Source organism: Couchioplanes azureus, assembly GCF_014648355.1.
Taxonomy (GTDB): domain Bacteria; phylum Actinomycetota; class Actinomycetes; order Mycobacteriales; family Micromonosporaceae; genus Actinoplanes; species Actinoplanes azureus.
On the sequence record NZ_BMQY01000004.1, the window covers coordinates 494154 to 505948 of the forward strand.

The window sequence follows — 11795 nt, forward strand, 5'->3', positions numbered from 1 at the left end:
GAGTCACCGGTGACCGGTCACACGTCACAGGTCACAGGTCACAGGGCACAGGGCACAGGGCATCGGTGCGGCAAGGTCACAGATCACGGGTACGGCAAGGTCGCGGGTCACCGGCACGACAGCGCGCCGGACACCCCTCACCCGGTGGACATGACCTTGGCCGACGTACGGACCGGCAAGCTGATCGGTCCGCGGACCGTGCTCGACGACCGCCGCCGCAGCGGGCCGGCCCGGCGCAGGTCCGGCATGCGTTCGGCGAGGCGCTGCAGGGCCACCGTCGCCTCCAGCCGGGCCAGCGGCGCTCCCACGCAGTAGTGGATGCCGCTGGAGAACGCGAGGTGCTCGGCCCCCGGCTTGCGGAAGATGTCGAACCTGTCCGGGTCCGGGAACGCCGCCGGGTCGCGGTTGGCCGCCCCGATGAGCGTCACCACGAACTGACCCTCGCGGATCTTCCGGCCGCCCAGCTCCACGTCCTGCTGGGCGCAGCGGGCCGTGCGCTGGACCGGCGGGTCGTAGCGCAGGGTCTCCTCGACCGCCGCCGGGGCGAGCCCGGCCGGGTCGGCGCACAGGGCCGCCCACTGCCCGGGGTGGGCGAGCAGGGCGTTCACCGCGTTGCCGACCAGGTTGACCGTGGTCTCGAAGCCGGCCACCAGCAGCAGCATGCACATCGGGACCATCTCCTCGGGCCGGATGCGGTCCCCCTCGGCCGCCACGACGGCGCTGACCACGTCGTCCGCGGGCGTGGCGCGGCGCAGGGCGAAGAGGCGCTCGAAGAGAGCGTGCAGGTCGTCGCGGGCCGCCTGGAGGCGGGCGGCGTGGGTCAGCGAGCGGATGCCGTCCAGGGCGCTGCCGATCACCGCGCCGTAGCGGGCGAAGCGGGCGGCGTCGGCGTCGGGGACGCCGAGCAGGTCGGTGATGACGGCGATCGGCAGCGGCGCGGCGAACGCGGGGATCAGGTCGAACTCGCCTCTGGCGGCCGCCTCGCCGAGCAGGCGGTCGACGGTCGCCTCGACGCGCGCGCGGTAGCCGGCGATGCGCCGGGGTCCGAACGCCGGCTGGGCCAGCCGGCGCAGCCGGGTGTGGTCGGGCGGGTCGCGGTCGAGGAAGGACATGTCGAAGCCGTCCGCCGGCGGCGTGGGCACCGACAGCTCCGCGGAGCGTACGCCGAAGCGCCGGTCCCGCAGCACGCTGTCGCAGAGGGCGTGGCTGGTCGTCACCCAGTGGCCGAGCCGGGTGGGCCGCAGGACCGGCATGCCGCGGTAGATGGCGTACGGGTCCTCGCGCCCCGGCCGCAGGTGCAGCAGCGACATCGGGTCGCGGCGCAGGTACCCGTGGTAGGCGAAGCCGAGCCGCCGGCCGTGCAGGGCCGCGGCGAAGCGCAGGGTGCCGGCCAGGTCAGCCATTGTCGCGCAGCCAGGCGTCGATGAGGCCGCCGAAGTGACCGAGGAAGCGCTCGTGCTCGTGCGGCGGGTACATGGCGCGGACCGTCTCGCAGAGCAGGGACCGGAACTCCGGCGAGCCGACCCATTCGTGGACCATCTCGTCGATGTGGGAGAGGTGCTTCGCGCAGAACTCCTCGTACCGGGCGGTCTCGAAGTAGTCGTCGGCGAGCCGCCGGTAGAAGCCGAGTTTCTCCCGATAGGACAGGTCCGGGTCGTCGGCGACGGCGAAGTAGGCCGAGGTGTCCATGTCGAGGCGGGGCTTGCGGCCGGTCACCACGCAGTAGACGGTCCAGCGCAGCAGCGCCGCCATCGCCCACGGGAAGTAGTAGTGCAGCGACGTCACGGCCACGTCGGGGCAGGCGTTGGCGTAGTCGATCGGGTGTACGTCGTCGCCCTTGACGAGCGACTCGCAGGAGTTGAACTCCCAGCGGAAGAAGGCGTTGACCAGCCGGGAGATGGTGACGACCTCCTCGCCCACCGCGGCGCCGAGGAAGTGGTGGTCGACCGCGTACCGCTCGTGCATCGGCAGGTCGGGGCGGAACTTCATCACCATCGTCTCGGGGCCGATGGTGAGCGAGCGGGCGAAGACGTCGTAGTCCTCGACGGCGGCCTGCAGGTGCATGAGCCGCTCCCCCGAGGCGTCGTACGCGGCGTGCAGCTCGGCCGGGTTGCGGATCTTGGACACGCCCACCCAGGCGCCGCCGTCGTACGGCTTCATGAACATCGGATAGCCGATCCCCTCGGCCAGCACGTCCAGGTCGAACGGCTGGTTGTAGCGCGCCGAGGTGTAGGCGTAGCGGGAGTTGTCCAGCGGGTTCTTGAACGGGACGAGCACGGTCTCCGGCACCTTGAGGCCGAGCCGCATCATCGCGCAGTACGCGGCGTGCTTCTCCATGGACTGGAAGGTGAAAGGGCTGTTGAGCAGGTACACGTCGTCCATCAGCGCGACCTTCTTGAGCCATTCGCGCGGGTGGTAGTACCAGTAGGCGAGCCGGTCGATGACCAGGTCGTGCCTCGGCGAGTCGCGCAGGTTGAACGGCTCGATGGTGACCCGCACACTGCGGATGCGATGGGTACGCCCGGCGCCGTCGGTGACCGCCCCCACCCGGCGCAGCAGGGCCTCGTACGCCCTCGGCCAGTCGTCCTCGGTGCCCAGCAGCAGTCCGATGGTGTGTTCGACGTCGGCCATTGGCGCCTCCTTGCTAGTTGAACACCTTCTGCAGCAGTTCGGTGAGGTGCGGGTCGAGCGCGTCCCGCCAGGCGGTCCAGTTGTGCGCGTCCGCCACTTCCGCGAACGTCACGGCGTACCCGTGATCGCGCAAAGCACGCGCCATGTCCCGGTTGTTGGCGAGGTTCTCCTCCACGCTGCCGCAGGTGAGCGCGACCGGCACGGCGGGGCCGTCGGCGGCCCGGACCACCCGGCCGGTGAAGCGCACGATCCGCAGGTAGCGGCGGAAGCCGGACTCCTGCCGGTCGTGGCGCGGCCGGAAGAAGCTGCCCGACTGCAGGAGCAGGCCGCCGAACCCGGCGGGGTGCCGGCGCTGGGCGTGCAGCATGGCGAGCGCGCCCAGGCTGGCACCGACGCCCACCACGGGCCGGGTGGTGCCCAGCTCGGCGGAGATCTTGGGCAGCACGTCGACGGCCAGCGCGCGGGCGTACGCCGGGCTGGCCGAATACCACTCGAGCCGCTCACCCGGCGGCAGCAGCACGAGGTGGTACGCCGGCACGCGCCCGGCACCGATCATGGCGGCGCTGTAGCGGCCGAGCTCGCCGTAGCGGTGGTAGTCGGGACCGTCGTGGGCGACGACGACCCGGTCGGTGGCCACGTCGGGCGACCAGACGCGGGCGACCATCTCGCCGCGCACCGGCGGCAGCGGCAGGTAGACGTCGCGCCAGCGGCCGCCGCCGTGAGGCAGCTGCAGCCAGCCCGGCTCGCGGTAGTCCGGGCACCAGAGCACCGACGCGTCGCCGTGCCGGCGCGGGTTGTCCGGGTCGGCGACGGTCTCGCCGCGGCCGCCGGGATGCCGCAGGGTCAGCCGGTATTCGAGGCGCTGCACCGCGGGCCGGGGCAGGCGCAGCTCCCAGGCGCGGATCTCGTCGCGGTAGCGGAAGTCACCGGCGGCGACGCCGGACTCCAGCCGTACGCCGGCCAGCCGGTGCTCGTGGTCGCGCAGCCGGAACCCCATCTCGGTCGCGGTGCACCACGCTCCGGCCGCTGGCTCCATGTCGGAACCTTAACCGCTCCGCCGCCGCTCAGGGGGTGTAGGTCTGCGGGCTGGAGGGGGCGGGGTCCAGCCCGAACATCTCGGCGAGGCCGGTGACGCGCAGCTGGCGGTGCACGAACGCGCTGGGGTTGCGCAGCAGGAAGCGGGTGCCGGTCTCCCGGGCGGTGTTGTAGCCGGTGACCAGGGCTCCGACGCCGAGCGAGTCCATGAAGGTCACGAAGGTGAGATCGACGATCATGACGGTGGGCCGCTCCGCGTGCAGGGCGCCGACCAGGGCCTCGCGCAGGGCGTCGACCGTGGCCGCGTCCAGCGTGCCGCGCACGTCGACCACGATGGCGCCGTCCGCCTGGCGCCGGGTGGTCATCACGGCTTCGCCCATGCATCCCGCCTCGAGAAGATCGTGCTCGTGTGCCCACGGTACCGCGCGGGCCATTCCGTCCGCAGGCTGCCGCACAACTGTGCGCGCCGGGCGGACAGCCGGTCCGCCGACCCGCCGGCGGTTTGTCTACGCCGCTCGGGCGCGGATCGGCAAGCGGGGCGGGGAAGTTTGCAGGATAACGCAGATCATCTTGCGATCCGCGCAGGTGGAAGCCACGGTGACAGCGGCGGTCGACAATGTACGGCGCCGGCGTGGCCGCCACCCGGGGCGCGGCCGGGTCTGGTGACACGCGGCGGGCCCGGCGCGGCCGCCGCCCTGCGGAGGGTGCGTCATGGCAACGACTGCGGGCCGGAGACCGGGCATGTTCGCGGTGCGCGACGTCCGGTCGCTGATCACCGAGACCGCCGAGGAGGGGCACGGCCTGAAGAAGGCCGTCGGGCCCCTGCAGCTGACCGCCATGGGCGTCGGCGCCATCATCGGCACCGGCATCTTCGTGGTCATCGGCGAGGGCGCCGGGGTGGCCGGGCCTGCGGTGATCCTCTCCTTCGTGCTGGCCGCCGTCGCCTGCGCGTTCTCGGCCCTGTCGTACGCCGAGCTGGCGTCCTCGATCCCGGTCTCCGGCAGCGCCTACACGTACACGTACGCCACGCTCGGCGAGATCGTCGCCTGGATCATCGGCTGGGACCTGATCCTCGAGTACGGCGTCAGCGTCGCCGCGATCGCGGTGGGCTGGGGCGGCAACCTCAACGCCTTCCTCGGCGCCGCGTTCGGCTGGACCCTGCCGGACGCCATCGCCAGGTCGCCCGAGGACGGCGGCGTCTTCAACCTTCCCGCGGTGGTCATCGTCCTGGCCATCACGCTGCTGCTGGTCCGCGGCGTCACCGAGAGCGCCCGGGTCAACCTGGTGATGGTCGTGGTGAAGCTCGCCGTGCTGCTGTTCTTCATCGTCGTGGCGATGGTCAACTTCGGCACCGGCAACTTCCAGCCGTTCGCACCGTCCGGCCTCGACGGCGTGACCGCGGCGGCCGCGATCATCTTCTTCGCGTACATCGGCTTCGACGCGGTCTCCACCGGCAGCGAGGAGGCGCGCAACCCGGCCCGAGACCTGCCGCTGGCGATCATCGGCTCCCTGGTGATCTGCACCGTGTTCTACGTGCTGACCGCCGTCGGCGCCATCGGCGTCGCCAGCCCGCAGCAGCTCGAGGGCAGCGACGCGCCGCTGGCCGCCGCGCTCGACCAGGGCGCCGGGATCGGCTGGGCCGCCGCCGTGCTGGCGCTCGGCGCGGTCGTGGCGATCACCAGCGTGGTCCTGGTCATCATGTACGGCCAGACCCGTATCTTCTTCGCCATGTGCCGCGACGGCCTGCTCCCCCAGCGGCTGGCCACGGTGAACCCGCGCTACGGCACGCCGGCGCGGCTCACCGTCGTCCTGGGCGTGCTGATCGCGATCCTGGCCGCGCTGGTCCCGCTCTCCGAGATCGTCAAGCTGGTCAACATCGGCACGCTGTTCGCCTTCGTCCTGGTCAACATCGGCGTGATCATCCTGCGCCGGACCCGGCCGGACATGCCGCGGCCGTACCGCGTGCCGTGGTCGCCGGTGCTGCCGGCCCTGGGCGTCCTGTTCGCCGTCTACCTGATGAGCGACCTGCCGTGGGACACCTGGGTCCGGTTCGTCGTCTGGCTCGCGCTCGGCCTGCTGATCTACTTCCTGTACGGCTACCGCAACTCCCGGCTGCGCCGCGCGGACAGCGGCACCCCGGGCTGGGCCCGCGGGGAAGGGAAGACGTCGTGACCGGCCCGGTGATCGTGGGGGTGGACGGCGGCGCCACCGGCCGCGACGCCCTGGTCCTGGGCCGGTGGGCGGCGTCGGTGCTCGGCGTCGGCCTGACGGTGGCGGTGGTGCGCCCGGCGCCGGCGGCGCTGGGCTCGGGCCGGGTGGACGCCGAGTGGGTGGCCGACCGCGACCGGGCCGCCGGCGCCGTGCTGGAGGAGGCCCGCAGGCTGCTCGCCGGCGCGAGCGGCGACACGCAGTTCCGGATCGCCGCCTCGAGCTCCGCGGCGCACGGCCTGCACGACCTGGCCGAGGAGCTGCGGGCCGAGCTCATCGTGGTGGGTTCCGGGCGGGCGGGTCCCCGGCACCGGCTCTTCACGGGCAGCACCGCCGACCGGCTCCTGGCCGGCAGCGTCTGCCCGGTGGCGGTGGCCCCGTCCGGCCTGGAGACGCCGCCGGGGACACACGGCCGCATCGGCGTCGCATACGTGGACACACCCGACGGCCGCGCGGCGCTGGAGGCGGCGGCGCGGTGGGCCGCTCGCACCGGCGGCCGCGTCCGGCTCTCCACGGTGGTGGCCGGCGCGGACGCGGCGCTGCCGTTCCTGGTCGGGCAGGACGCCGAGCGCGCGTTCCTCGACACCGCCCGGGAGACCTACGAGCGGTCGCTGGCGCGGGCCGCGGAGTCGGTGCCGCACACCGGGGTGGACTGGGAGATCCGCGTCGGCGACGTGGTCGACCAGCTCGCCGAGCTGGACGACGTGGACGTGCTGTTCTGCGGTTCGCGCGGCTACGGCCCGGCGCGGCGGGTGCTGCTCGGGGGCGTGTCGGCGCGGCTGCTGCGCCGGGCCCGGCGCCCGGTCGTCGTCGTCCCGCGCAGCGGTTGAGCCGCCGGCGGCGGGACGCTCAGGCGCGGTGGCGGCCGGGCCGTTCCTGCAGGACCGTCTCCTGCTCCACCGGCAGCGCGACGTCCGTCGGCGCCTGCGCCGCCCGCTCGTCCCAGGGCGACAGCGCCGACGGGCGCGGGACCCGGGTGCCCAGGTCGGCCAGCGGAACGTAGACGCGGGCGTCCACCGCCTCGGCCAGCAGCAGGGCCGCGACCAGCGCGGTCGGCCGCTCCGCCGGATCCTTGTGCAGGCACCGCGAGCACAGGTCGAGCACCTCGGGCGCGAGGCCCTCGACCGGCGGCAGCGGGTCCGGGTCGCGGTAGCGCTGGGCGTACACGAGTGCGGTGCCGGACTCGGCCTGCCAGGGCAGCCGGCCGGACAGGCAGTGGTAGAGCAGCACGCCGAGCGAGTACATGTCGGAGGCCGGGGTGGCGGGCAGGCCCTCGAAGCGTTCCGGTGCCACGTAGGCCGGCGTACCCATGACCGGGCCGTCCGGGTCGGGGTCCGGGGTGCCGGTGGCCGCGGCGATGCCGAAGTCGAGGACCTTCGCCCCGGACGGGGTGAGCATGATGTTGGCGGGCTTGATGTCGCGGTGCACGACCCGTTCGGCGTGCGCGGCGGCCAGCGCCGCCGCGACCTCGGCGCAGATCCGCACGGCGATGCGCCAGTCCAGCCGGCCGCCGGCGAGGTGGTCCATGAGCGTCTGCCCGTCGACCAGCTCCATGACGATGTACGGCACCTCCCGGTCCGGCGCCGGCGACGTGCCGAAGTCGTGCACGCCCGCGACGTTGGGGTGCGCCAGCCGGGCCGCGGAACGCGCCTCGGTGCGGACGAGCTCGACGGTGTTCACGTCGCCGAGCGTCCCCTCCACGGCCGGCGCCATGATCTTCACGGCGACCGGCCGGTCCAGCACCCGGTCGTGGCCGCGCCAGACCTCGGACATGCCGCCGATCCCGATGCGCTGCACGAGCTGGTACCGCCCGCCCAGCGTGCGCATCGGCCACCTCCCGAGGTTGCGCACGGCGCCCCGCCCGCGCCGTGATCTCCGCTGCGGTACCCGGGCATCGGGTGGAACAAACGCCTCGACTGCCGATCGGGCGATCGGGCGTCACAGCAGCATCGCGGCGTCCGGGACGACGATGAGGTGGTCGAGGTCGCGGCCGGTGCCGACCCGCCGCGAGACCGTGGCGGCGACCCGGCGGGTGAGCATCCGGCGCAGGCCGTCCGGGCGCAGCGTGGCCAGGCCCGGCCGGGCCGCGCGGCGGTGCACGGCGGACTGGGCGGCGACGGCGGGGGCGATCGCGGGGAAGTCCATGTAGACGGCCCGGTTCTCGGGCGAGCCGAGGTAGGCGAAGGGCCCCGAGCCGGCGAGCGGGCGCAGCGGCGTGCCCAGCATCGCGATGTTGCGGTACGCACCACGGTCGAGCATGGAGACCGCGTGCCGGACGCCGCGGCGGGCGCCGATGACGAGGAAGGTGCGGTAGAGCAGGGAGCTGACGAGCAGCGACGAGCGGCTGCCGCGGTACTCCGGCAGCACGGCCAGGGTGGCGCAGTCCCAGACGCGGCCGCCGTCCATGCCGTGGGCGGCCAGGATGTCGCCGGTGGCCACGCCGATGTGCCGCGGGGCGTCGTCGATCGTCTTGACGCCCGGGCCGGTGCTCTCGATCATGCGGGCCACCCCGGCGGGGGCGCGGCGGCGGCGGTCGAGGACGACGAAGAAGATGCTGTTCGCCTCGTACGGGCCGTACTCGCCGGCCATGACCGCGGCGTCGTTGCCGAAGGTCCGCTCGAAGACCTGCCGTTCCAGCGCCCGGCCGACGTCGGCGAGCTGCGAGTCGGGGCCGACGACCGCGCTGACGAAGCGCCCGCGCGGCGCGGGGTGCGCGTCCAGGAAGCCGGCGACGACCCAGCGCGCCGTCGTGGGGCTCAGCTCGTAGCGGGTGCCGGTCGCGGCGGTCACGGCTCAGAACTCCTTCGCGACGATCTCGGTGGTGCGGAAGTACTCCCGGGTGAAGTCGACGACCGCCTGCGGGTCGAACGCCTTGCAGGTGTAGATGTCGACGCTGAAGAAGGAGATCGGCCGTTCCCAGGAGTAGAAGTGGGCGCCGGAGGTCTCCCAGTGGATCCAGCCGGCCCAGCCGTACAGCTCGCTGACGTGGGTCACCGGGTCGATGATCGTGATCATGTCGGTGACGTCCGAGAGCCGGCGCAGGTAGTCCTTGATGTGCTCGTCGGTGATGACGAAGGTCGGGTATCCCTCGACGACCATGCGCTGACGGGTGATGGTGGGTGCGAGGTCCTTGAAGTCCAGCATCCGCTTCCTTGTGGGCGACGAGGGGTCCGGTTTGCGAATACAAGGCGGTAAGTCCGCCTCGCACCAAATGTAGCGAGTTACTACGGAGCGTCAACGGGTCCCGGGCACCGCCGGCCCGGGGTCCGGCGCCCGCGCCGCCGCCGCGCCACGCCCCAGCAGCCTCAGCACGCCCGGCAACCTCGACAGATCGGGACCCGCCTCGCTCCGGGGACACAACAGCCCAGCGGGCCGGGAGATGCCGCCGCGTCGATGGAGTGACGCAACTCACGCCATAGGCGACTACACTGCGTGATCAATCCTTGACGAAGCGCAATTTCGGCGGAAACAGACATGGCGGAGGCCGTCCTTGTGGGACGACTCCGCCATGGGAGGTCACTCAGGTCGCGGGCCACCGAAGGGTAGGGCGGCCGCAGAGAGGACCGAGCGCTATGGGATCGACGATAGGCCGAAGTGGATCATCGTTCGCCACCGGGGCGGCCGGGGGTGACCCCGCTCTCAGCCCGCGCGCTCCGTCCGCAGATCGTGCGCGCCGTCCTCGCGGGTGGCCTCGTAGTAGCTGCGCCGGCTGCCGTCCGGAAGCGTCACCAGGCTCAGGTAGCGCAGGCCGTAGGGCGCGTGGGGACTGCCCAGCGGGTCGTCGTCCGCCGCGGTCAGCTCCCCGAAGCTGCCGTCCGGCAGGCGGACGCCCCGGGCCACACCGGTGCGCTCCTCCCAGTTCTCCCCCGCCGTCGCGCGGCCGTCGTAGGTCGCCTGGATGGTGTCGCCCTCGACCGACACCGACGACACCCGCACGCCGCGGGCGTCCCAGCGTCCCGGACGGCCGGCGAGCGCCGTGCCACGCCACGTCCAGTGCACGCCGTCGGGGCTGGTGGCGTACTCGGTGGTCATCCGGTCGGCGTCGTCCCAGGAATCCAGGGGATGCACCGAGGCCCACAGGTGCCAGCCGTACTCGTCGTGGTGCAGCACCGGGTCCTTGACGCCGGCCGACGCGTCGCCGGCCAGGACCGTCCGGGCGGGCGCGGTCGCCAGGCCCTCCGGCGTCGCCGCCTCGACCAGGTCGACGCGCCAGTGCTTGGTGCCGGGGGTGGCCGCGCTGACGTAGAGGCGCCACCGGCCCCCGGGCGTGCGCACGAGGGCCGGGCGTTCGAGCGACTCGGCGCCGAAGCGGTCCTTGTCCACGGTGGCGACGACGGAGAAGCTCACGCCGTCCCGGGAGCGGGCCACGACGTTGCTGATGCCCCGCCCCTCGCCGATCGGCAGCCGGAGCCGGTATGCGAGATAGACGTACCCGTCGGCCACGAGGCACGAGGGGGCGCCCGCCCACGCCCCCGGCTCGGCGCCGGGAGGCTCGACCACCACGATCGAGTCCTCCCAGCGAGGCAGCGGCAGCGTCGGGGTTCCGATGGACAAAGCGGCTCCGTTCCGTGGCGTCGGCGGCACAGTGAAGGTATCCCGCACAAGTTTGCTGTATCTATGGGCGATATAGGGATTAGGACGCGCGGGCGTGTCGGTCCACCGACAGCCAGTCGTCGTAGCGCTCCCCGGTCACGTCCTGCAGCAGGGCGATGTCGTCGGCGAACAGCGGCAGCAGGGCCGCCCGCTCGGCCGGCGTGGTGACCGGCCGGCTGCCGCGCTTGCGGTGCAGCAGCGTCAGCAGCGGCCCCCGGGCGGCCAGGCGCAGCGGCCGCGGGAACCGGTGGCCGAACCTGCCGCCGGTGCGCAGCAGGCCGCGCAGCACCGTGTTGAGGCCGTTGTCCTCGACGACGTGCCGGTTGACATTCTCCCGCGGGATCTCCCGTAGCACGCCGGTGCGCACGCCGAGGAACGCGCACACCCGGTCGAGCGTGGCCGCCGGGGCGTCCTTGAGCTCGCGGTAGCGCAGCAGCAGCACCTGCTCGCGCGGGCAGACCTTGAGGAGGTGCTGCACCTGCCGGCCGTACAGGCCGAGGCCGACGTAGTGCCAGAAGTCGGCCCAGCCGGCGGCCTTGCGCCACTCCTCCGCGCGGCAGGCGGTGAGGAAGTCGGCCTCCGGCTCGAGCCCGGCGTTCCACAGGTGCGTCCAGTTGGAGTGCGCGCGGTCGACCGGGTCGCGCAGGAGCAGGATGATGCGCGCCTCGGGCAGCAGGCTGTGGATGCGGTCGTGGGTGCGGTTGTCGTACAGGTAGAAGGGTGTCGCCTCGCCCAGCAGCGCGCCCGGCGGCGCCGGGTCGAACAGCGCCTCGTAGTCGGCGCGGCGCCAGACGTGCTCCTGGTAGGTCTGGACGTCGCCGGGGCCACCGGTGACCGGCGGGCGGCCGTCGGTGAGGAAGAACTTGGGCTCCTTGACCGCCGGCAGGTAGAGCTCGGGATGCCGGACCAGGGCCGCGTGCAGGGCGGTGGTGCCGGCCTTGGGGACGCCGGCGATCAGGAAGTCCGGAAGCGGCATGGGGGTCCCTCCTCGCGCGCGGAGCGGTGCCGGGCGGGACGCGGCACCCACGGAAGTGCCCTTAGCCTACAGAACTAGTAGGTCTTGTGGGCCGCGCGCCGGCCCGGGGCGGCTAGGACCGCCGCCACCAGGTCCGGCGGCGGAAGCGCGAGCAGACCTCGGGCCCGCACAGGGCGCAGTCGGTGCCCCGACGGTGATGCTCGTGGGCCGCCCGCTCGTGGCCGCAGACACAGAGAGCTGTCGTGGTCGCCACCGGTTCACCGACCGTGCCGGTGACCTGCTGCGGCGGCGGTTTGCCGGCGATTTGTCACGCGAACAGCCTAGGCATCGACCGCCGCTCCCGCCGTCGCCA

Annotated in this window: 11 protein-coding genes; 2 read left to right on the forward strand and 9 right to left on the reverse strand. The window is 73.1% G+C overall.

Annotation, left to right across the window (positions count from 1 at the left end; translation table 11 throughout):
• Positions 1-137 precede the first annotated feature (137 nt).
• From IEY99_RS17385 to IEY99_RS17400, 4 genes are read right to left on the reverse strand one after another with little or no spacing between them, the layout of a single operon-like run.
• Complete coding sequence (locus IEY99_RS17385) at positions 138-1403, reverse strand: cytochrome P450 (RefSeq protein ID WP_189204402.1); 1266 nt, start codon at positions 1401-1403, stop codon at positions 138-140.
• The gene (locus IEY99_RS17390; protein ID WP_189204403.1) at positions 1396-2631 is read right to left on the reverse strand and encodes an ATP-grasp domain-containing protein; all 1236 of its coding nucleotides are present in this window, start codon (positions 2629-2631) and stop codon (positions 1396-1398) included. The genes IEY99_RS17385 and IEY99_RS17390 overlap by 8 nt, the downstream gene beginning before the upstream one ends.
• Before the next feature lie 13 nt (positions 2632-2644).
• Positions 2645-3667 carry an alpha/beta hydrolase gene (locus IEY99_RS17395; RefSeq protein ID WP_229798848.1) on the reverse strand — a complete coding sequence of 341 codons (1023 nt, stop codon included), beginning with the start codon at positions 3665-3667 and terminating at the stop codon, positions 2645-2647.
• A gap of 28 nt (positions 3668-3695) precedes the next feature.
• On the reverse strand, positions 3696-4046 hold the full coding sequence (locus tag IEY99_RS17400) for an STAS domain-containing protein (protein WP_189204405.1): 351 nt from the start codon (positions 4044-4046) through the stop codon (positions 3696-3698).
• A gap of 331 nt (positions 4047-4377) precedes the next feature.
• Between IEY99_RS17400 and IEY99_RS17405 the strand changes: the two genes are divergently transcribed.
• The gene (locus IEY99_RS17405; protein ID WP_189204406.1) at positions 4378-5838 is read left to right on the forward strand and encodes an amino acid permease; all 1461 of its coding nucleotides are present in this window, start codon (positions 4378-4380) and stop codon (positions 5836-5838) included.
• A complete protein-coding gene (locus IEY99_RS17410) occupies positions 5835-6704 on the forward strand; it encodes a universal stress protein (RefSeq protein WP_189204408.1) in 870 nt (289 codons plus the stop codon). Before IEY99_RS17405 ends, IEY99_RS17410 begins: the two co-directional genes overlap by 4 nt.
• A gap of 19 nt (positions 6705-6723) precedes the next feature.
• On the opposite strand, the gene IEY99_RS17415 is transcribed toward IEY99_RS17410, so the two are convergent.
• The 5 genes from IEY99_RS17415 to IEY99_RS17435 all read right to left on the reverse strand — a co-directional run bounded on the left by IEY99_RS17415 (position 6724) and on the right by IEY99_RS17435 (position 11443).
• Positions 6724-7701 carry a serine/threonine-protein kinase gene (locus IEY99_RS17415; protein WP_189204410.1) on the reverse strand — a complete coding sequence of 326 codons (978 nt, stop codon included), beginning with the start codon at positions 7699-7701 and terminating at the stop codon, positions 6724-6726.
• Positions 7702-7812: 111 nt separating this feature from the next.
• On the reverse strand, positions 7813-8664 hold the full coding sequence (locus IEY99_RS17420) for a hypothetical protein (protein WP_229798849.1): 852 nt from the start codon (positions 8662-8664) through the stop codon (positions 7813-7815).
• Positions 8665-8667: 3 nt separating this feature from the next.
• On the reverse strand, positions 8668-9018 hold the full coding sequence (locus tag IEY99_RS17425; RefSeq protein ID WP_189204413.1) for an S-adenosylmethionine decarboxylase: 351 nt from the start codon (positions 9016-9018) through the stop codon (positions 8668-8670).
• A 495-nt stretch (positions 9019-9513) separates the two neighbouring features.
• Positions 9514-10428: a glycoside hydrolase family protein gene (locus tag IEY99_RS17430; protein ID WP_189204415.1), complete on the reverse strand. Its 915-nt coding sequence runs from the start codon at positions 10426-10428 to the stop codon at positions 9514-9516.
• 79 nt (positions 10429-10507) lie between these two features.
• The gene (locus IEY99_RS17435) at positions 10508-11443 is read right to left on the reverse strand and encodes a sulfotransferase family protein (RefSeq protein ID WP_189204417.1); all 936 of its coding nucleotides are present in this window, start codon (positions 11441-11443) and stop codon (positions 10508-10510) included.
• Positions 11444-11795 lie beyond the last annotated feature (352 nt).